Consider the following 18,378-nt stretch of genomic DNA (forward strand, 5'->3'; position numbering starts at 1 on the left):
TTTCCTTTTGTTTGGGTACCTCCCCCTGCTCCTGCCGTGTGGGGGGGCGCCCCCCCCCCCCCGCGCCCGCCCCGCGCCCCCCCCCCGGCCGGCCCTCGCCGCCCCGGCCGCCCTCCCGCACGCGTCGTCCGTTGCGGCACCGGCCGTACCTCCGGGACTGCGAGCTGCCGACGACAGCCTGACCAGCCCCTGCGGGCCGACGGTCGAGTACCGGGCCTGGGACTGGTGGCGTACGACGACCAACTCGGCCATCGCCCGCCCCGTCGCCGCCGCCGCCGCGGCCGAGCGCTGGCAGTGGCGTACCGACGTGAACACCCTGTGGCGCGGGGACACCCGGGAGACCGTCGAGGAGATCTTCCAGACCGGGTTCACGCCCCGGGGCGACCAGGTGACCCCGCTCGCCGAGTACATCGTCAAGGGCGGCGGCCAGAACAGCGCCCACCTCAGCACCAGTTGCGAGAAATGGGTCGCGCAGAAGTTCGCCACGTACGGCACCGCGAAGACGGGCTGGGTCTACGAGATCTACGCGCCCGGCGGCATCGACGTGAACGCCACCGCCCGCCTGAACGACTACGACTCGCCCTACCTCTGGAACAAGGAGATCGACTTCCCCGGCGGGGTCAAGGGCCGCTACATCAAGGGCGCCTGCAAGTACCGCCTCACGTACACCGACCCGGAAACCAAGGTCAGCACCTTCGAGGAACTCGGCTGCAAGGACAACGCCGGCTTCGCGCCCTACAACACGGACGCCGTCCTCACGGCGGCCCGCTGACCCGGCCGGCGGCAGGACCGGGCACGCGCCTCTCGGAAGACCCCCGAGGGGCGCATCCCGCGATCCGGCCGCCGTTGCCGAAGGCTGCGACAACCTGGCCGTCTGCGCGTCCCGGTCCCGGCCCGATATTGCCCGACCCCCGTGCCGTGTTCATGCCATCGATGTCATAATCGGACGTTGTGTGGACAACGCTTGCGCCGCTCATCGGCGTCCTGCTCGGCGGGCTCATGTCGATGCTGGTTCAACGCTCGGCAGGACGTGCCTTGGAACGCGGCGAGGCGCGCCGCAGTGACCGTGAACTTGCCGAGGCGCGGCGCAACGAGCGCCTCACGCACCTCATCGCATTTCTGTCTGCGGTGCAGGAAGCGGAACGAGTCGCGGTGGACCGGTATCACCACAACCTGGCTGACGAGCAGTGGCAGGCCCGGGCGAGGCAGGTCCTCGACGGGGTGTGGGTGACGCAGAAGACGATCCACGTACTGTGCGCGTCCGAGGTCAGCGAAGCGGCACGCAGCCTCGCGTGGGCAGTACAGGAGGTGATCAGGAAGGGCCCCGAAGATCCGGGAGAGCCACAGGACGAGAAGGTCTGGGCGCACATCCATCCGAGCCGACAGGCATTCCTCGATCTCGTGCGCGACCAGCTGAGTTGAAGCCCCGGGAAGGGATTCGGCAGCTGCCGTGAGCGGCCCGGGACAAGCAGCACCGGCTCCGGCCTCCATGGTGCGGCGAGCGTCATCTGCTTCGCCGGCTTCTCGGGGGACGCAAAGCCCGCCTCGGCGCAGGCAGCATGCATGTCCACGGGCCGGCAGCACGCCATCGAATGGCCCCTTGGCCCATCGGCAAGCTGAGCACGATCGCTTCGGAACGACTCGTCTAGCGCAGGGCGGCCGCGACCAGGCCTTCGAGGGCCTCGCGCGGTACGTCGCCGCCGCTCACGAGCCCCGCGAAGACGAGCCCGTCGATGCAGGTCAGCAGCGTGTGGGTGCGGTCGTCGACGTCCGCCACACCGCGTTCGGCGAGGAAGCGCCGGACGGCCTCACGGCCGGCGTTGTCGCGAGGGACGAGGATCTCGCGCAGTTCGGGGTCGCGGACGCTCTCGACGGCGCAGGCGTAGCGGGCGAGCGAGCGGCGGCGGCCCTCGCCGGTGAGGCGCTGCCGGGTGAGCATCGCCATGCCGTCCACCAGTTCCCCGGCCGTGCGCAGGGGCGGCAGCGCCTCGGCCGTCATGTGAAGCTCTGCCTGGTCGCGTTGAACGAGGCGGGTGACGAGTCCGGTGAGCAGTGCGGCCCGGGTGCGGAAGTACGCCGAAGTGGTGCCGGGCGGCAGGGCGGCCCGCCGGTCGACCGCACGGTGGGTCAGGCCGCGGATCCCTTCGTCGGCGAGTACGTCGAGAGCCGCGTCCGCGAGGAGAGTGCGCCGATCCGAAGCCATGGTCCCTTTCTACACCTGTAGTACGTCCGATACCCTCATCCTTCTACAGGTGTAGAAAAACGGGGGGTGTGCCATGGACGGCAGGGCAGTGGTCGTCGGCGGGGGCATCGGCGGGCTGGCCGCCGCGATCGGTCTGCGCCGCGTCGGCTGGGAGGTGACGGTCGTCGAGCGCGCGTCCACGCTCGCGGACGCGGGGGCCGGCATCTCGCTGGCCGCCAACGGACTGCGGGCCCTGGACGCACTGGGCGTCGGCGGTGCGGTGAGGCAGGCTTCGCGAGGCCAGTACACCGGCGGCACCCGTACACCGGACGGTCGTTGGCTGACCCGGATGGACGGCGCGGTGCTGGAGCGGGCGGTGGGTACGCCGATCGTGGGCATTCCCCGCGCCACTCTGCACCGACTGCTGCGCGAGGCCCTCCCGGCCGAGGCGCTGCTGACCGGTTCGCACGTGGGTTCCGTCCGGCAGACCGGCCCGCGGACGGTGCACGTCACCTGCGGCGACACGGTTCTGGACGCCGATCTGGTGGTGGCGGCCGACGGCATCGGCAGCAAGGTGCGCGGTCTCCTCTTCCCGGCCCATCCGGGACCGGTCCACAGCGGGTCGACCGTGCTGCGCGCCATCACCGAGCGGGCGGTCGACCTGCGCACCGACTTCGAGCTGACGTGGGGGCACGGGGCCGAGTTCGGTCACATCGCGTTCCACGACGGACGTGCCGAGTGGCACGCCGTCCTCGACCTGCCCGCCGGAACCCGGTTCGCCGACCCGGTCGCCGAGCTGCGCCGACGGTTTCGCACCTGGCACGAACCGATACCCGCCCTGCTCGACGCGACCCGGCCCACCGCCGTGCTGCACCACGACGTCGACGAACTCCGCACGCCGCTGCCCTCGTACGCCGTCGGCCGGATCGCACTGCTCGGGGACGCGGCACACGCGATGACCCCCCACCTCGGCCAGGGCGCGTGCCAAGCGCTGGAGGACGCGGTCACCCTGGCCGCCGCACTCGCCAGCGGTCCCACCGTCGATGCCGCGCTCGTCCGCTACGACGCCGAGCGCCGGCCGCGCAGCCAGGCGGTCGCGCGGGCCGCCCGGCAGGCCGGGCGGATGGGACAGCGGCTCTCGCACCCCCTGGCCGTCGCCGTGCGCAACACGATGATGCGGCTGACGCCCTCGAGCGCCGCAACGCGCATGATCCTTCGGCACCACGACTGGACGCCGCCGCATCTGAGGTGACGTCAGCAGCCGCCGCAGGTGAGGAAAGTCACGTCCCAGTGGCTGCCCTCGTCGGCGTAGACGTTGCCGGCACCGGACTTCCACTGCGGGGCGCCGTCCCCGCGCAGTCCGATGTAACCGAAGGTGTTCTTGATGTAGTTCCCGAGGCAGGTGGACTTGCCGAAGTCGAGCTTGTAGCCGTTCCAGTGCGAGTAGGTGCCGCTCGCGTGACCGGCCTCGGTGCCCCCGGTGATGTTCAGGGCGCAGCCACTGGCGCTCCTGAGGGTCTGGGCGCCTTGCGCGGTCGCGAGGTTGAGCTGCTCGAAGGACGTGCAGGTCGCGTTGTTGCGGTCCGAGCAGCCGCCGGACGACGACCAGGTGATGCCGGAGCCGCGGAACATCGAAGTCGCGGTCGAGTGGCTGATCTTGGTGGCCGCTTGCGCGACGGTGGCGCCGCCGAGGACGCCGACTCCGGGTGCGAGCAGCGCGCCGAGGACGAGGGCGAGCGCGGTCAGGACGGAACGGAGCTTCATCGGGGGTGCCTCCTGCTGGTGGCCGTGACGGACGGGACGGCGGTGCGGGGAGAGCAGGGGTGTGCTGACGGAGCAGGGAAATGGTGGCGGAGATCTACGCGCGTCCGCCAGAGGCCGGCACGAGCTTTCTCGGCGGCGGCGCCCGAGGGTCCACGGCAGCCGCCGGCGCCACGGTGAACGGGTCCGGGCCGGCGGCCGTCCTCCGGTGGTGCCCGGGGGATTCCCGGGTGCAGCATGGTCCCAGGAGGATCGGATGTCTTCACAGTCGGGCGAGGAAGAAGCCGTTCGGCGAGTCGGCGCACACCTCAGGGCCGTGTATCACGGCCGGCAGACTCCCGGGCAGGTCGACGCGGCGCTGTCCGCCGCGGTGCAGCGTTTCCAGGACAGCCGCATCCGCGACTTCGTGCCCGTGCTCACCGAAAGACATGCGCGCTCCCTCCTCGACCGTGCGGTCCGGGCCGAGGCGGCTGATCCGGGGCCCGCACGGCAACCTCCGGACGCCGTCCGCGACGGTCCGGACCTGAGCGCGCCGCCCGGCACGGACCGGGCGGCGACCCGGTTCGCGCGCATCCGTACCGCCCTCCGGGGCGCCTCACCACCCGCTGCGAGCTCCTAGCCCCCCGCCGATCCCCCCGCCGATCCCGACCGGGGCGGTGCAGGGCGGTGCACGGGGAGCCCGGGCTGAACTTCGAACGACAGGAGAGCCGGCCATGCAGACGAACCTCGCCTACGACTACCCGTTGATGGGCGCGTTCTGGACCATGCTGTGGTTCTTCATGTGGGTCATCTGGATCTTCCTGCTCTTCAAAGTCATCTTCGACGTCTTCCGGGACGACTCCCTGGGCGGGTGGGGCAAGACGGGCTGGACGATCTTCGTGGTCGTGCTGCCCTTCCTCGGGGTCTTCGTGTACCTGCTGGTCCGCGGCAAGGACATGGGCCGCCGCGAGACGGAACACGTCATGCAGCAGCACAAGGCGTTCGAGTCCTACGTCAGGGAGACGGCGGGCGGCGACCGGCGCAGCAGCGCCGACGAGATCGCCAAGCTCTCGGAACTGCACGCCCGGGGCGTCATCACACAGCAGGAATTCGAGCAGGCGAAGGCCTTGGCCCTGGCCGATGTGGGCCGCGCGAACAGCACGCCCTCGTCCACCACGTCCTCGTCCACCACGTCCGGTATCACCTGACCGGCCCGCACCGAGCAGGTGCCGGCCCGGCTCCACCTCACCAGAAGGCGGTTCCCCCATGGCTACAGCATCCGAAACCCCGGTACTCGACACGATCGCCGCGATGACGATCGATTCCCTCGAGCACTGCCACATGGACGAGCGGACACTGATCCTCGCCCGCATTTCCGCGCTGGTCGCGATGGACGCACCGGCGATCTCCTACCTGGCCCACATCAATCCTGCGATCAAGGCCGAATTCACGGTCGACCAGTTGCAGGACCTTCTCGTCGCCATCGCCCCGGTGGTGGGGACCGCACGCGTCATGTCCGCTGCGGGCCACATCGCCCAGGCGTTCGGCGTCGCTCTCGCACTGGCCGACAGCGAAGCCGAAGCCATAGCCCGAGCCGAAGCCGAGAGCCGCAACGCCCGCTAGGCGGCCGGCCTGCCGCTGAGCCGGCGCGCGGGTCATGCGGGGCTCGGAGCCGCCTGGGCGGCCCCGAGCCCCGGGGTCGCCGGGGTGGTCCGCCCGTCTTCGCGTCAGCGGGTCTTCGGGAACGCCGTCCGCAGGGCCGTGCCGCGCATCGTGAGGGCGATGCGGATGACCGGGAGGACGCAGAGCGCCTGCAGTGCCGCGTACCACCACGGGCAGACGCCCGGGATCAGGTCGACGCCGACGATCGCGACCGGGAAGACGGCCGAGATGCCGCGCAGGCGCTCGAAGGCGCGCCGGGAGCCCTGGAAGACGGAGACCGTCAGCCGGTGCAGCAGCACCGCGATGAGGGGGAGGAGGATCGCGCGGACCCACATGAACGGGTTCACCATGTGACCCGTGACCGCGACCGCGACGACCGTCAGGAGGGCGGCGGCGGTGAGCGCGCCGTAGATCCTTACGCCGGCCCGGGTCGAGGCGAACGCGGCCCGGGCGCCGGGGGTGTCGAGGAGGACCGGGTCGGTCGTCGTGGCGCTCGTGGCGTTCGTGGCGTTCGCGTTGGTTTCCATGGCCACGACGCTACGGAGCAGCCGTACGACGCGGTATCGGCCTGGCCCCACAGCGGGGTGGGGCCAGCCCCACTCCCGGCACGAACAAGGATGCTGCGGGCCCCCGACGGTGCACAGTGGAGGCATCGAACGAGAGCCGAGGGGGAGTCATGGGGCGGGTGGGGTCCTGGGTGGTGCGAGCCGGGGTGGGGTTCGGACGGGCGTGCGCCGCCGCTGCCGTCTGCATGCTCGTGCCGGTGGTGTGGGCCGCCGCCGTGGGGTTGGGGGTGTGGTGCGGGGCGGAGCACCCGTGGTCGTGGATCGGGCCCGCCGTGATCGTGTGCGCGGGCACGCTCGCCCTGGCGCAGACCGTGTGCCGGGCGGTCCGGTTCCTCGTCGCGCGGTGGACCGGTACGGACGTCCCCGCCGGGTACCGGGAAGCCGGGCCGGTGATGCAGTTGTCCACGGGCTACTGGTGGAACGGCTTCAGCTACGAACGCAGTCGCCGGGACGCCGTCATGGACCAGCGGATGCGGCTGTGGTGGAGCGACCCCGCCACCTGGCGGGACCTGCGGTTCGCCGTCATCGCCCCGTTCACCGCCGGCGCGGTGGCCGCCCTCCCGCCGGCCGCGCTGGCCGCCGCCGGCCTCGGGCTCACCCGGCACGGGACCGCCGTGCGGCTCGCCGGGGCGTGCGCGCTGGCCCTGGCCGTCGGCTGCGCCCCGTACGCCTGGCGGTCCCTGCGCCCGGTGGCCGTGCGCTTCCTGCGGCCCTCGCCCGCGATGGCGCTGGCGGAGCGGGTGGACGAGCTGACCTCCCAGCGCGCGGACGCCACCGTCGCGCAGGCCGCCGAGATCCGCCGAATCGAGCGGGACCTCCACGACGGCGCTCAGGCACGCCTCGTCGCACTCGGGCTCTCGCTCGCCACCGCCGAGGCCCTGATGGACCGGGACCCGGCCCAGGCCAAGGCGCTGTGGGGGGTGGCGCGGGCCGGCGCCGCCGCCTCGCTGACCGAACTCCGCGAACTGATCCGCGGCATCAGCCCGCCCGTCCTCAGCGAGCGCGGGCTCGTCGACGCCGTCCGCGCGCTCGCGCTGGACGTCCCCCTCGACGTGGCCGTCAGGGACGGCGGCCCGCTGCGCCTGGACCCGCCGATCGAGTCCGCCCTCTACTTCGGGGTCGCCGAACTCCTCACCAACGCCGTCAAGCACGCCGGGGCGGCCCGGGCGCACGTCTCCCTCGTACGGGACGACACGGGCATCGTCGTGGACGTCGACGACGACGGCCGGGGCGGTGCCGACACCCGGCCCGGCGGCGGGCTCGCCGGACTGCGCCGCCGCCTTGCCGCATTCGACGGCACACTCGCGATCACCAGCCCCCAGGGCGGCCCGACCCGTGTCAGGATGACCGTGCCATGCGTATAGCCGTAGCCGAAGACCTGTACCTCCTGCGCGACGGGATGGTCCGCCTGATCGAGGCGTTCGGGCACGAGGTGGTGGCCACGGCCGCCACCGGGCCCGAAACGCTTGAAGCACTGCGGACGCACCGCCCGGACGTGTCCGTCATCGACGTCCGCATGCCCCCGACCCAGTCCGACGAGGGCCTGCGCGCGGCCCTCACCGCCCGCGCCGAGATCCCGGGCCTGCCGGTCCTGATCCTCTCCCAGCACGTCGAGCAGCTGTACGCCCGCGAATTGCTCGCCGACGGCTCCGGCGGCGTCGGCTACCTGCTCAAGGAGAGCGTGTTCGACGCCGAGCAGTTCATCGGCTCCCTGGAACGCGTCGCGGCCGGCGGCACCGCCATGGACCCGGCCGTGATCGCGAAACTGCTCTCCGGGAGCGCCCCGGACCGGGGACTGGGGCGGCTCACCGAGCGCGAGTACTCCGTACTGGGCCTGATGGCCGAGGGCCTGTCGAACCAGGCCATCGCGCGCCGTCTCTTCCTCAGCGAGGGCGCCATCAGCAAGTACACGACCTCCCTGTTCGGCAAACTCGGCGTCACGGACGACGACGACACCAACCGCCGCGTCCGCGCGGTCCTCGCCTACCTGAACAAGCCCTGACCCGACCGGCTCCCGTGGAATCGCTTGTCGGTGCGCGGCCCGACGGTGCGCAGCACCTGGTCCGGCTGGCGGACCGTCATTCGGACCGCCGCACCGGGCTGTTGCGCCGACCCGTTGACGGTGACTTCCCGAACGGATGCCTCGCCGGCAAGGCGGCCGAGGCCGCGGCCCTCCACCGGGCACTCGCCGCTTCACGCGTGGACGCCGACATCGTGGACCACGCCCGGCGACTATTCCTCGTCCTCACCTACTGCCAGGGCATGGGCATGACCCTGCGCACGTATCCGCACGCCGAGGAAGAACTGGCCGCGCACCTGCGCCATCTTCGGCAACTGGAGTCCACTCCGGAGCGGTTCGACGTCGCCGCCCGGCTCGTGCGGAACCTCGGCGGGAGCGGGGACCAAGGGGAAGTGGAGCGCGGCCGGGGCTGCCTCAGATGAGGCCGTGCGGGGCGATCGCCAGCAGCGCGATGTCGTCGTGCAGGCTACGGGTGTGGCGGGGGAGGTCGGTGTTGAGGAAGTTGACGACCTCCGCCGGGCCCGGAGCCGGCCGGCCGGAGAACCGCTGACGAAGCCGGTCGACGAGCGGGTAATGGTCCCGGCTTCGCCGGGCCGGTACAGCCCTGCCGCCAGTACGTGCCCGACCCGGTGCGGTACGGGGCGCAGCAGCGCGCGCATCAACGCCTCGGCGACCGAGCTCGCGTGGACGAGGTGGCGCTCCTGGCGCCGCCGGTGCGCGGCCAGCACCGCCGCCAGGACACCCACGACCGCCGTCGCGATGTCGGCGGTGACGTGGTGGGTCTCGCCCAGGTGGTGGGAGACGGCCGCGAGGGAGCCCTCCAGGGCGATCGCGAACACGGTGAGGCCGAGCACGACGCCCGGGCCGTAGGCGTAGGCGGCGATGGCGGGCAGGGCGATGAGGAAGAAGCTCACCGCCCACTCCTCCTGCTGGGCCGTTTCCAGGAGGAGGACGAAGGCGACGTACACGAACGGCAGCGCACGCGTCCACGCGGGCGGTACGGAGGGCTGGAAGCCGTTCTGCTCCGCCGCGACGGCGAGCGGGCCGTCCGGGCCGTCCGGACGGGACTTCGCCTGCTGGCGGGATGCGTACACGAGGGCCTCCGGTGGCGTGCGCTGTCAACGGTCACAGCGTGGGCAAGGAGGACGGCCGAACCACCGATTGAGCTGAACGCGGCATGTTGTGGCTGAAGTCCGTGTGTTTCGTCGGGTCAGTCCTCTCCCATCTGGATCAGGACCGCGAAGTGCTCGCCGTCGCTTCCGGCAACCACGCCGTCGAAAGTGCAGGCAGTGACCGGATCCCACGAACGGCCCTGCCGGTTGGTCCACCAAGTCGCCCCGAGCCCGAACCACTTCACGATGCGTGCCACGGTGTCGTGGGCGATCTCACGGTTCATGAGTACCGAGCCGGGCCATACGAGGTCTTCGGCGGCGAGCGCGGTCATCAGGCCGATGGCCGCGTCGGCGCCCACAGGCACCAGAAGAGCCCCGATCTGCGCGGCGCTCGGGGGTACGGACCCGGTGCGGAGACTTCGCTTCCACAAGGGGTGCGTGGCGGGGCGGTCAGGCGTAGCGGCAGACCGTGACACCGCCGGCGGCACCGCAGCCCATCTTCGTGTAGTTCTTCTGGACCATGTTCCAGTAGTGGCCCCAGTTCCTGTAGCCGGGGGAGTTCGTGTCCCAGTTCGGGCCGGCCGCGTCGTATGCGGCCTTCTCTCCGGCCCACTGCGATACGGCCTGGGACGGTCCGGCGCTCGACATGTTCTCGGCGCCGTTGTTGAAGCCGTCGTCGTGCGCGAGGCCCCCGCCGGGGTGCGACGCGGGGTTGTCCGCCCAGGACTGCGCGCCGGAGGCGAGAGCCGCGTCCCAGGCGATGGCCGGCGCGCTCTCCGTCTGACGTATCGCATTGGTGTCGTTCAGCAGAGCCGCCTGGTCGGCGGGACTGACCTCGGCGGGAAGACCGGTCGAGACGGCGGCGGAAGCCGTTGAGCCCGCCCCCACCATCAGTCCTCCGGCCATCAGCGTGGCCGCAATGGCCATGGCACGGCGGTGTACACGAGTAAGTGTTGTCACTGCGACTCCCTCGTCGCACGGAAACAGCGGAGGGTGCCGGCGCGGTTCACGACCGTCAACCGTCATGGGAGGGGGTGGCACACGTCCGGCACGCGCGATGGCGGATGGGCCATCGGCAACACGGTGTTCTTCTCAAGGCGGCCCATGGCCGCTTCCCCTACGGCCAGCCTATGTCCGGGCGACGGGAGCGGCGACCGGGGCGGCGCCGGCACGACGGGATCCCGCGCGGGCTTCGCCGCGGCGGCCCGGGGACCGCCACCGCAGGCCGGATCCTGTGGCCTGCGGGCCTGCGGGGCGGCGGGTGGCGGGTGGTGCCGGGGCGGGCCCGGGTGTCCGCGGGCGCCTACCGTGCTGCCGGAGTCAGTCGGTCCACACGTCCCACCACTGCTGCGACTGGAAGTTCTTCTGCCACAACTGGATGCGGGCACCGTTTCCCGTGACGTTCGCGTCGCGGTCCATGACGATGTTGCCGCCGCCGTAGAAGCGGGCGTTGTAGATCGCGCGGTCACCCGACGGGTGGGACCACTTCTGCTGGGGCGTGTTGTTGCAGTCCCAGATCTGCACCCTCGTACCGTTGTTGCCGCCGCCGTTGAGGTCCGCGTCGAGGCACTTGCCGGGGAAGCGGTAGCTCTCGAGGGCGCCGTTGTTCCAGAGGTACCAGCGCTGCTGGGTGGTGCCGTTGCACTGCCAGATCTGGACGACCGTGCCGTTGCCGCCGCCGTTCGCGTCGACGTCCAGGCACTGGGTGGTGGGGCGTTTGGCGAAGTCGTTCGTGATCCGGACGGGCTGGTCCAGCAATCGCTGCGGCGCCGGGGCTGCCAGGCCCTGCGGCTGGGCGGTCCAGAACACGGGGCGGGGTGCCGCCCGGACCGGGGCGGCGGTTCCACCGGCAGCGCCGGCCGCGGCGGTGCCGGCCAGTGCGGTGGCGAAGGTGACGGTGGCGACCGTGGTCCATCGTGCGATGCGGGGCATGACCTCTCCTGGCTCGTCAGGGCGTACGGGGGCCGTGCGGCGGCACGCCGAAGCCGCACCGGCGGCGTGCGGCCGGTGCGGGGCGGTGCCGGAGGCAGTGGACCACGGGCGGGCCCGCCCCCGGCAGAGCGCCGATCAGGCCACGCCCCGCACCTGCGGCCGGAACGGCGCGGGGGGCCCGCGGTGGGATGGGCGGAGGCGTCAGAAGACCTCGCCGTCGGTCTTCAGTTCCAGCCGGACGTTGGTGTCCGCGGTGCCGTTGTTGGTCGCACAAGCGGTGTAGTAGCCGGGACCGGGGAAGTTGCCCCATGCCGTACGCAGGTCGGCGGCCCAGTTGGTCACCAGGCCGGGCGAGCCGGTGCCGGGGACCGTCACGCCGTTGTACTGCAGCTTGAACTTCGCCCCCTGACCGGTCGCCTTGCCGTCGGCCCGGACCTGGTACGAGGCGTACTGCTGGATGCAGCGCTGCTCGCCGGGGTGCAGCGTGCCCCCGAAGAACTGGCTGGCCTCGGCCGGACCCGCGGTGGCGAGGAGCGCCGCGGCGCAGGCCGCAGCCACCGAGGCGGCAGCGGAGAGCCGCAGGCCGGTACGGCGCCGCCGGCTGCGGGCCGGGGCCGGCGAGCCGGAAGCGGCGGACGGCGTGGACGTTGCGGGCATCATTTCGGACATGGATTCCCCTCCTGGGTGAGTGTTCGGCGACTCCTTGCCCTCCCGGGCACTGCTCACGGTAGGAGCGGTCACCGTCCGATCGACACGCCGGACAGTGACCGACTTCCGCTCGAATTCCGCTCGTTGCGCCCGCTCCCGGTCCGGCCGGTGATATCACCATGGCGTGGGGGGACAGCAGACACCGCCGAGGATGGCCGACCGCTTCGCCGCGGCCCGGGCCAAGGGCTTCGTGGGCCGTCAGGCAGAGGTCGAGGCCTTCCGCCGCATCCTGGCGGACGCGCGCGGCGCGGTGGTCCACGTGCACGGCTCGGCCGGGATCGGGAAGTCCACGCTGCTGCGGCAGTTCGCGTGGCTGGCCGCGCGCGCCGGCCGGCCGGTGACCGTCATCGCGCAGGAAGCAGCCGTACCGACACCGGTACCGACAGCCGCACCGGCCGGACCGGCCGCACCGGCCTCGTCAACCGCACCGGGAGCACCGGCCGCACCGGCAGGCGGCGCAGCCGGCGGACTGCCGACGGCTGCGCACGTGGCCCCCGGCAGCCTCGTCCTGGTCGACGTCCCCGGAGCGGTGCTCGCCACCGAAGGGCTTCTCGCCCACCTGCCCGAGGACAGCGTGCTGGTCCTCGCCGACCGGGAGCCGCCGCCGCTCGCCTGGCGGACCGACCCCGCCTGGCTCGGCCTCCTGCACCCCATGCCACTGGCCCCCTTGGACCCCGCGGACAGCGCCGAGCTCCTGAAGCGGCGCGGCGTACCCGAGGCGGAGCATCCGGGCGTCCTGGCCTTCACCCACGGCCATCCGCTCGCGCTCGCCCTGATGGCCGACGTACGGGTGCACGGCTCACGCGGGAACGCCGGCCCGGCTTCCCCGCCCCACGTGGTGAACACCCTGCTCGCGGCGCTGCTCGACGTGGTGCCCACGCCGCGGCACCGCGCCGCTCTGGAGGCCTACGCCCAGGCCCTCGTCACCACGGAGCCGCTGCTCGCCGCGCTGCTCGGCGTACCCGACGCCGGCGAACTGTTCGAGTGGCTGTGCACGCTGTCGATCACCGAGTACGGCCCGCGGGGGATCCACCCCCACGACCTCGCCCGATCCGTCCTCGACACCGAACTCGGCTGGCGCCATCCCGCCCGCAGGACGGATCTGCGCCGGCGCGCGAGCGCGTACTACCAGCAGCTCTTCACCGACGGCGACCGGGCGCGCCAGCGCGCCGTCCTGGCCGATTTCGCCTATCTGCACCGCGACAGTCCCCTGGCCGGACCCCTGTTGGCGCCGGTCACCGCTGCCGGAGCGGCCGGCTCCGCGCACCTCGACGCCCTGTCGATCACGGCGGCGGAGGAAGCCGAGCTGCCGGCCCTCCTCGCCATGGCCGAACGCCACGAGGGGCCCGAGTCCGCCCGGCTGCTGCGCGGCTGGTGGGCCCATCCGGCCGCGACCTGGGCCGCCGTACGGGCGCAGGCACGGCCGGACTCCCCCGCGGGGTTCTACCTCCTGCTCGCGCTCGGCGCCGAGGACCTCGACGACCCGGCCGTCACCGCGGACCCGGGCACCGCGGCCGCCGCCGACTGGCTCGCCCGCCACGGCGACCTGCGCGCGGGGGAGCGGGCCCTGCTGGTGCGCGCCTGGCTGGCCGAGGACACGTACCAGGACGTCTCCGCCGTCCAGACCCTCGTCACGCTGCGCCTGACCCACCACTACCTCACGGCGGAGCAGCGGCCCGCCCTCACCCTGCTGCCCTTCGCCGATCCGGAGTTCTGGTCCGCCGGCTGCGCGTACACGGACTTCGACCGGCTGCCGCAGGCCGACTTCACCGTCGCAGGACGCCCGTACGGAACGTTCGTCCACGACTGGCGCCGTACGCCCCCGCTGGCCTGGCTCGGCCTGCTCTGCGAACGGGAATCGGCGGCCGACCCGCTGGCGGTCGCGGCACCCGACGGACCGTGCGCCGCCCTGCGCGTGCTCGATGCCGAGACCTTCGCCGCCGGAGTCCGCGAGGCCCTGCGCGGGCTGGGACGGGCCGGCGGACTGCGCGGTTCGGTCCTGCTGCACTCCCGCGCCGTCGCGGCCCGGGCGGGTCAGGGCGCGGGACCGGACGAGCGGGCCACCGCCCTGGCCGCCCTGCTCAGGGAGACGGCCGCCGAGCTCCAGGCGGCCCCGCGCGACCGGCGTGCCCACCGGGCGCTCCACCACACCCATCTCCAGCCGGCGGGCACCCAGCAGCGTGCCGCGGACCTGCTCGGCCTGCCGATGTCCACGTACCGACGCCACCTCGCGGCCGGGGTCAGCCGGCTCACGGAGGAACTGTGGAGGCGCGAACTGGACTGCTGACCGGTCACGGGGCGGGGCGGAAGCGGCCCTGTCGTCCGTGCGGCCAGGCCGGCCGGCGACGGGAGACGCGCGGTCTGCGTCCGGCGGGGGCCTGCGCCGCCAGGGCGAACGACACCGTGATGTGCGCGCCGCCCAGGGCGCTGCGGCCGATCTGCACCGATCCGCCCGTCGCGGTCGCGGCCCGCCCCGCGATGTCGAGCCCCAGCCCGGTGGAACCGGTGCTGCTCCCGCGGGAGAGGGCCAGGTCCGGCTCGGGGATGCCCGGCCCGCCGTCCTCGACGACCAGCTCCACGGCCTGGGCCGTGCGGACCACCTGGACGGCGAACGGGGTCCCGGGCGCGGTGTGGCGGAAGATGTTGCCGATGAGCGCGTCCACCACGGCGGCGACGTCGTCGTCGGAAAGGCCGACGGTCGTGGGTTCCTGGGTGAGGTCGAGGCAGCAGGACCGGTCCTGCTGCTCCGCCAGGACCGACCAGAAGGCGGTACGGCGGCGGACCACGTCGGAAGCCTCGCAGCGCGGACCGGACTTCCCGGCCCCGGCCCCGGCTGCGGCCCCGGTGTCGTGACCGGCGGGCGGCTCGGTGCCGAGCATGCCCTGGCCCATCGGGCCGACGGCGAGCGGGGTGCGCGCCGCGGCGATGATGGCCTGCAGTTCCGCCTCCAGTTCGCCGACGGCCGCCTCGACCCTGGCCGACTCGGGTGTGCCCGCCATGCGCTCCGATGCGAGGTGCAGTGCGGTGAGCGGCGTACGCAGCCGGTGGGACAGATCGGCGACGAGCTCGCGTTCGACGGCGAGCAGCTCGTTCATCCGGTGCGCCATCGCGTTGAAGGCGACGCCCGCGTCCCGCAGTTCCTTGGGGCCCACGGGATCCACACGGGTGTCCAGATCGCCCTGGCCGAGTGCGCGCGAGGCTTGCGCGAGCTTCCTGGAGGACCGGACGACCTTCGCGCCGAGACGGTCGGCGACCAGGACGGAACCACCGATCAGCGCGACCGCGAGGAAGGACATGACCGCCCACGATTCCTTGACCCCGTGGGTCAGTTCCTCCTCGGGCACGAAGTTCTCGATCACTGCGACCCGGTCGCCGGGGAGCACCACCGGCTGCAGGCAGATCCAGCCGTCGGGGATCGCCTGGGAGATGGACTCCCGCCCCTGCTGGGCCCGTTCGAGCAGCCCGGGGGGTGCCTTGGAGTCACCGAGGGCCCCGGCGTCCGCCGGCAGGTGGACCACCAGCTGCTGGGCCGGGTCCAAGGTGGCGGCGGATTCCCGGAGGGCGGAGGGATCCGTGGTCAGGGCGAGGACGGGGGCCAGGGCGGCGGCACGCTGTTCGGCCGCGGTGACGGCCTGCGCCTTGACCAGCGACATCACCAGCGCGCCCAGCGGTATGAGGAAGGAGAGGGCGACCATGGAGGTCACGGCGAGTGCCACGCCGGCCAGTGAACGCCTCACCGCGGTACCACCAGTTTGATGCCGACACCGCGGACGGTCAGCAGGTAGCGCGGGGCCGCCGCCCGTTCGCCGAGCTTGCGCCGCAGGGACGACAGGTGGACGTCGACGGTCTGGTCGTCGACGTACGGTTCGCGCCAGACCTCGGTCAGCAGCCGCCGCTTGGAGACCACCTGGCCGGGGTGGCGGGCGAGGAACGCGAGCAGGTCGAACTCCCGCCGGGTCAGGCGCAGCTCGACGCCGGCCAGGTACGCGGTGCGCGCACCCGGGTCCACGGTGAGCTCGCCCACCGTGGTGGGGTGCAGCGCCTCGGCCGCCGGAGCGACCCGGGCCGCCGGCGCTCCCCGCGTCCCCGGGGCGGGCGCGGCGGCGGGAACGTGAGTGGTGCGCCGCAGGACGGCCGAGAGGCGCGCGACGAGCTGTCCCCCGGAGAAGGGTTTGACCAGGTAGTCGTCGGCGCCCGCGTTGAGGAGGCTGATGATTTCCCGCTCGTCGTCGCGGGCGGTGGCCACCAGGACGGGTACGGAGGAGATGCCCCGGATCATGCGCAGTGCGTCTCCTCCGTCCAGATCGGGCAGGCCCAGGTCGAGCACGACCGCGTCGAACGGCGTCTGGGTGACCTCCCGCAGGGCTCCGAACCCGTCGGCGGAGCTGCGTACGGCATACCCGTGTTCCGTCAGGACCTCGATCAGTGACTGGCGGATGCTGGGGTCGTCTTCCACGACCAGGACGCTGGGCATGGGGGACACCTTAGGCTCGGCCGGGCGGGTTGCGGCTAGTGGGGGTTGAACGTCGGGCCGTCGCCGGTGACGTGCAGGTGTACGGGGCGGCCGGAGACCGGAATGGTACAGCCGTCCCGAGTGCTGCAGCTCGCGTACCCGATCAGCACCGTCGCGTCCCCGTTTGCGTCGGCACGGACGGGCAGCGTGGTGGTGACCGGGCCGTCCGGGTAGACGGGTAGCGGGGTTTCGACACCGGGCACGGTGATCGACCGCACCTCCGCGGAGGCCGTCAGCCGGCCGGCCGCCGCGAGGGAACCGCTGACGGACACCGCCGTGGGCCTGCCCACGCCTTCGACGCCGCCGGCCGGCAGATCGGTGCTGTAGAGGTGGAAACCCTTGCGTTCGGGCGTGAACACCGCGGTGAGCGTGCCCTTCGAGGCGTGCCAGTCGGGCACCGAGAGCGTGACCGTGACCCCCTGCTCGGTGAAACTCGTCGTGGGAGCGGGGCCGCCGGCGCCCTCGGCGTGCTGAGCGCCGCACGCCGTGAGGGCGGAGAGGGAGAGGAGGGCGGCCGCGACCCGGACCGTCCGGGACCGCCGTGGGTGGAGCGACATGGTCATGTGCATCTCTGCATCTCTCTGCATTTCTGTGTCCCGGTGAACCGGGAGGCTCGGATCGGTACTAGACGGCGGTGGTGAAGTCCGCGCTCCACAGCTGGAGCGTGTACACCAGGTCGTTCCACACCCCGGTGGCCAGCAGTACGCCGACGAGGACGAGCAGACCCCCGCCGGTCCGCAGCACCCACGGATAGTGGCGTTTGACCAGGCCGAAGGCGTCCAGGGCGCGGCGGAAGGCCAGCGCGGCCAGGACGAACGGCAGGCCCAGCCCGAGGCAGTAGGCCGCCATCAGCAGGGCTCCCCGGGCCGCGCTCGCCTCGGTCCAGGCCAGCGCCTGGACGGCGGCCAGCGTGGGGCCGATGCAGGGGGTCCAGCCCACGGCGAACACCGCCCCCAGCACGGGGGCTCCGGCGAGCCCCAGGGCGGGCCGCCGGTGACTGCGGAACTCCCGCTGTGCGAAACCCGGGAGGAACCCCATGAACGACAGGCCCATCAGGACGGTGAAGGCGCCGAGCGCCTGGGTGACCGCCTCCTGGTGGGCCAGCAGGACACGGCCGAAGTGGCCGAACAGGGCGCCCCCGGAGACCAGGACCGCCGTGAAGCCCAGGACGAACAGCAGGGCTCCCGTCGCCATCCGGCTGCGGCGTCCGCCGCGCGCGTCCGCCAGGTCGGAGACCGACAGGCTGGTCACGTAGCTGAGGTAGCCCGGTACGAGCGGCAGGACGCACGGCGACAGGAACGAGACCAGTCCGGCGATGAGCGCCACCGGGGCTGCGATCAGAAGTGTTCCGTTGACGAGGGAGGGCGCGTCCGCGACGGCGGGCGTCATGACTCCTCCCTCGCCACGCGCGCCAGTACGGGGCGCAGCTGGTCCTCGGTGACGGCGCCCCCGATGCCGGCGGCGATGCGTCCGCGGCGGTCGATCACGAGCGTCGCCGGGACCGCCTGCGGGTTGAGCAGTGCGGGCGGGAAGCGGAGCAGCAGCTGACCGGTGGGGTCGGGCAGGCTGGGAAAGCTCAGGGCGTGCGCGCGCACGAAGGACCGGGCGGCGGCCGGGTCCCGGTCACGGGTGTTGATCCCGAGGAACCTGACTCCGTCGGCCCGGGTCTGACGGCTGAGCCGCTCCAGGCCGTCGGCTTCGGCCCGGCAGGGGCCGCACCAGGAACCCCAGACGTTGAGGACGACGACGTGGCCCCGGAGCCCGGCGAGGCTGACCGGATTGCCCTACAGGTCGTCGCCCGTCAGCACGGGCGCGTCGGGTCGCGAACCGGGGTCCATGACCGTGGCGGGGGGGGGGGGGGGGGCGCGGCGCCCCCCCCCGCCCCCCCGGCGGCCCGCGCGCCCCGCGGGCTAAATAAATGTATCTGGCGGCGGGTAAATATT

At 72.7% G+C, this 18,378-nt stretch carries 21 protein-coding genes and 1 pseudogene; 9 read left to right on the forward strand and 13 right to left on the reverse strand.

Annotated elements, in window-relative coordinates; all coding sequences use genetic code 11:
* Positions 1-772: hypothetical protein (locus ACFXA3_RS03120; protein ID WP_385181125.1), on the forward strand; the 772-nt coding region annotated here is incomplete at its 5' end.
* Between the two features lie 179 nt (positions 773-951).
* Positions 952-1,422, forward strand: coding sequence for a hypothetical protein (locus ACFXA3_RS03125; RefSeq protein ID WP_385181128.1), 471 nt, complete (start codon positions 952-954; stop codon positions 1,420-1,422).
* 223 nt (positions 1,423-1,645) lie between these two features.
* Here ACFXA3_RS03125 and ACFXA3_RS03130 read toward each other — a convergent pair whose 3' ends face one another.
* A complete protein-coding gene (locus tag ACFXA3_RS03130) occupies positions 1,646-2,203 on the reverse strand; it encodes a TetR/AcrR family transcriptional regulator (protein ID WP_385181131.1) in 558 nt (185 codons plus the stop codon).
* 73 nt (positions 2,204-2,276) lie between these two features.
* Between ACFXA3_RS03130 and ACFXA3_RS03135 the strand changes: the two genes are divergently transcribed.
* Positions 2,277-3,434, forward strand: a complete 1,158-nt coding sequence (locus ACFXA3_RS03135) for an FAD-dependent monooxygenase (protein WP_385181134.1) — start codon at positions 2,277-2,279, stop codon at positions 3,432-3,434.
* A 2-nt stretch (positions 3,435-3,436) separates the two neighbouring features.
* Here the strand turns inward: ACFXA3_RS03135 and ACFXA3_RS03140 are convergent, their stop codons facing one another.
* A complete protein-coding gene (locus tag ACFXA3_RS03140) occupies positions 3,437-3,946 on the reverse strand; it encodes a hypothetical protein (RefSeq protein ID WP_385181137.1) in 510 nt (169 codons plus the stop codon).
* A gap of 253 nt (positions 3,947-4,199) precedes the next feature.
* On the opposite strand from ACFXA3_RS03140, the gene ACFXA3_RS03145 reads away from it, so the two are divergent.
* From ACFXA3_RS03145 to ACFXA3_RS03155, 3 genes are all read left to right on the forward strand, one after another.
* Positions 4,200-4,562: a three-helix bundle dimerization domain-containing protein gene (locus ACFXA3_RS03145; protein ID WP_385181139.1), complete on the forward strand. Its 363-nt coding sequence runs from the start codon at positions 4,200-4,202 to the stop codon at positions 4,560-4,562.
* Positions 4,563-4,656: 94 nt separating this feature from the next.
* A complete protein-coding gene (locus tag ACFXA3_RS03150; protein ID WP_385181141.1) occupies positions 4,657-5,130 on the forward strand; it encodes an SHOCT domain-containing protein in 474 nt (157 codons plus the stop codon).
* Between the two features lie 58 nt (positions 5,131-5,188).
* Positions 5,189-5,545 carry a carboxymuconolactone decarboxylase gene (locus ACFXA3_RS03155; protein WP_385181144.1) on the forward strand — a complete coding sequence of 119 codons (357 nt, stop codon included), beginning with the start codon at positions 5,189-5,191 and terminating at the stop codon, positions 5,543-5,545.
* Between the two features lie 104 nt (positions 5,546-5,649).
* Here ACFXA3_RS03155 and ACFXA3_RS03160 read toward each other — a convergent pair whose 3' ends face one another.
* A complete protein-coding gene (locus ACFXA3_RS03160) occupies positions 5,650-6,111 on the reverse strand; it encodes a hypothetical protein (RefSeq protein WP_385181146.1) in 462 nt (153 codons plus the stop codon).
* Between the two features lie 149 nt (positions 6,112-6,260).
* On the opposite strand from ACFXA3_RS03160, the gene ACFXA3_RS03165 reads away from it, so the two are divergent.
* Both ACFXA3_RS03165 and ACFXA3_RS03170 read left to right on the forward strand, forming a co-directional pair.
* The gene (locus tag ACFXA3_RS03165; RefSeq protein ID WP_385181148.1) at positions 6,261-7,514 is read left to right on the forward strand and encodes a sensor histidine kinase; all 1,254 of its coding nucleotides are present in this window, start codon (positions 6,261-6,263) and stop codon (positions 7,512-7,514) included.
* Entirely contained in the window at positions 7,505-8,152 is a 648-nt protein-coding gene (locus tag ACFXA3_RS03170) for a response regulator (protein ID WP_385181151.1), read from the forward strand. Before ACFXA3_RS03165 ends, ACFXA3_RS03170 begins: the two co-directional genes overlap by 10 nt.
* Before the next feature lie 230 nt (positions 8,153-8,382).
* Here the strand turns inward: ACFXA3_RS03170 and ACFXA3_RS03175 are convergent, their stop codons facing one another.
* The 5 genes from ACFXA3_RS03175 to ACFXA3_RS03195 form a co-directional block, all read right to left on the reverse strand.
* Positions 8,383-9,264, reverse strand: a complete 882-nt coding sequence (locus ACFXA3_RS03175; RefSeq protein ID WP_385181154.1) for a hypothetical protein — start codon at positions 9,262-9,264, stop codon at positions 8,383-8,385.
* A 116-nt stretch (positions 9,265-9,380) separates the two neighbouring features.
* Positions 9,381-9,641: a hypothetical protein gene (locus tag ACFXA3_RS03180; RefSeq protein ID WP_385181156.1), complete on the reverse strand. Its 261-nt coding sequence runs from the start codon at positions 9,639-9,641 to the stop codon at positions 9,381-9,383.
* A gap of 91 nt (positions 9,642-9,732) precedes the next feature.
* Positions 9,733-10,209 carry a CAP domain-containing protein gene (locus ACFXA3_RS03185; RefSeq protein ID WP_385181159.1) on the reverse strand — a complete coding sequence of 159 codons (477 nt, stop codon included), beginning with the start codon at positions 10,207-10,209 and terminating at the stop codon, positions 9,733-9,735.
* Positions 10,210-10,602: 393 nt separating this feature from the next.
* A complete protein-coding gene (locus ACFXA3_RS03190; protein ID WP_385181162.1) occupies positions 10,603-11,214 on the reverse strand; it encodes an RICIN domain-containing protein in 612 nt (203 codons plus the stop codon).
* A 201-nt stretch (positions 11,215-11,415) separates the two neighbouring features.
* Entirely contained in the window at positions 11,416-11,883 is a 468-nt protein-coding gene (locus ACFXA3_RS03195; RefSeq protein WP_385181164.1) for a hypothetical protein, read from the reverse strand.
* A gap of 163 nt (positions 11,884-12,046) precedes the next feature.
* Between ACFXA3_RS03195 and ACFXA3_RS03200 the strand changes: the two genes are divergently transcribed.
* Positions 12,047-14,209, forward strand: coding sequence for a hypothetical protein (locus ACFXA3_RS03200; RefSeq protein ID WP_385181166.1), 2,163 nt, complete (start codon positions 12,047-12,049; stop codon positions 14,207-14,209).
* A 4-nt stretch (positions 14,210-14,213) separates the two neighbouring features.
* Here ACFXA3_RS03200 and ACFXA3_RS03205 read toward each other — a convergent pair whose 3' ends face one another.
* The 5 genes and pseudogenes from ACFXA3_RS03205 to ACFXA3_RS03225 all read right to left on the reverse strand — a co-directional run.
* Positions 14,214-15,659: an ATP-binding protein gene (locus ACFXA3_RS03205; RefSeq protein WP_385181168.1), complete on the reverse strand. Its 1,446-nt coding sequence runs from the start codon at positions 15,657-15,659 to the stop codon at positions 14,214-14,216.
* On the reverse strand, positions 15,656-16,396 hold the full coding sequence (locus ACFXA3_RS03210; RefSeq protein ID WP_385181171.1) for a response regulator transcription factor: 741 nt from the start codon (positions 16,394-16,396) through the stop codon (positions 15,656-15,658). The genes ACFXA3_RS03205 and ACFXA3_RS03210 overlap by 4 nt, the downstream gene beginning before the upstream one ends.
* A gap of 35 nt (positions 16,397-16,431) precedes the next feature.
* Positions 16,432-17,022: a hypothetical protein gene (locus ACFXA3_RS03215; protein ID WP_385181173.1), complete on the reverse strand. Its 591-nt coding sequence runs from the start codon at positions 17,020-17,022 to the stop codon at positions 16,432-16,434.
* A 37-nt stretch (positions 17,023-17,059) separates the two neighbouring features.
* Complete coding sequence (locus ACFXA3_RS03220; protein WP_385181175.1) at positions 17,060-17,824, reverse strand: cytochrome c biogenesis CcdA family protein; 765 nt, start codon at positions 17,822-17,824, stop codon at positions 17,060-17,062.
* Positions 17,821-18,207: pseudogene (locus tag ACFXA3_RS03225) on the reverse strand (TlpA disulfide reductase family protein); the annotation flags it as partial. The gene ACFXA3_RS03220 and the pseudogene ACFXA3_RS03225, both read right to left, overlap by 4 nt.
* Between the last annotated feature and the right edge of the window lie 171 nt (positions 18,208-18,378).

Source organism: Streptomyces sp. NPDC059456, from assembly GCF_042750055.1.
GTDB lineage: Bacteria > Actinomycetota > Actinomycetes > Streptomycetales > Streptomycetaceae > Streptomyces.

Excerpts from the sequence above, each read along its gene's own strand:
- ACFXA3_RS03130 (WP_385181131.1), bottom strand. The coding sequence starts at position 2,203 with ATGGCTTCGGATCGGCGCACTCTCCTCGCGGACGCGGCTCTCGACGTA.
- ACFXA3_RS03135 (WP_385181134.1), top strand. The coding sequence starts at position 2,277 with ATGGACGGCAGGGCAGTGGTCGTCGGCGGGGGCATCGGCGGGCTGGCC.
- ACFXA3_RS03140 (WP_385181137.1), bottom strand. The coding sequence starts at position 3,946 with ATGAAGCTCCGTTCCGTCCTGACCGCGCTCGCCCTCGTCCTCGGCGCG.
- ACFXA3_RS03145 (WP_385181139.1), top strand. The coding sequence starts at position 4,200 with ATGTCTTCACAGTCGGGCGAGGAAGAAGCCGTTCGGCGAGTCGGCGCA.
- ACFXA3_RS03150 (WP_385181141.1), top strand. The coding sequence starts at position 4,657 with ATGCAGACGAACCTCGCCTACGACTACCCGTTGATGGGCGCGTTCTGG.
- ACFXA3_RS03155 (WP_385181144.1), top strand. The coding sequence starts at position 5,189 with ATGGCTACAGCATCCGAAACCCCGGTACTCGACACGATCGCCGCGATG.
- ACFXA3_RS03160 (WP_385181146.1), bottom strand. The coding sequence starts at position 6,111 with ATGGAAACCAACGCGAACGCCACGAACGCCACGAGCGCCACGACGACC.
- ACFXA3_RS03165 (WP_385181148.1), top strand. The coding sequence starts at position 6,261 with ATGGGGCGGGTGGGGTCCTGGGTGGTGCGAGCCGGGGTGGGGTTCGGA.
- ACFXA3_RS03170 (WP_385181151.1), top strand. The coding sequence starts at position 7,505 with ATGCGTATAGCCGTAGCCGAAGACCTGTACCTCCTGCGCGACGGGATG.
- ACFXA3_RS03185 (WP_385181159.1), bottom strand. The coding sequence starts at position 10,209 with ATGGCCATTGCGGCCACGCTGATGGCCGGAGGACTGATGGTGGGGGCG.
- ACFXA3_RS03190 (WP_385181162.1), bottom strand. The coding sequence starts at position 11,214 with ATGCCCCGCATCGCACGATGGACCACGGTCGCCACCGTCACCTTCGCC.
- ACFXA3_RS03195 (WP_385181164.1), bottom strand. The coding sequence starts at position 11,883 with ATGTCCGAAATGATGCCCGCAACGTCCACGCCGTCCGCCGCTTCCGGC.
- ACFXA3_RS03210 (WP_385181171.1), bottom strand. The coding sequence starts at position 16,396 with ATGCCCAGCGTCCTGGTCGTGGAAGACGACCCCAGCATCCGCCAGTCA.
- ACFXA3_RS03215 (WP_385181173.1), bottom strand. The coding sequence starts at position 17,022 with ATGCAGAGAGATGCAGAGATGCACATGACCATGTCGCTCCACCCACGG.
- ACFXA3_RS03220 (WP_385181175.1), bottom strand. The coding sequence starts at position 17,824 with ATGACGCCCGCCGTCGCGGACGCGCCCTCCCTCGTCAACGGAACACTT.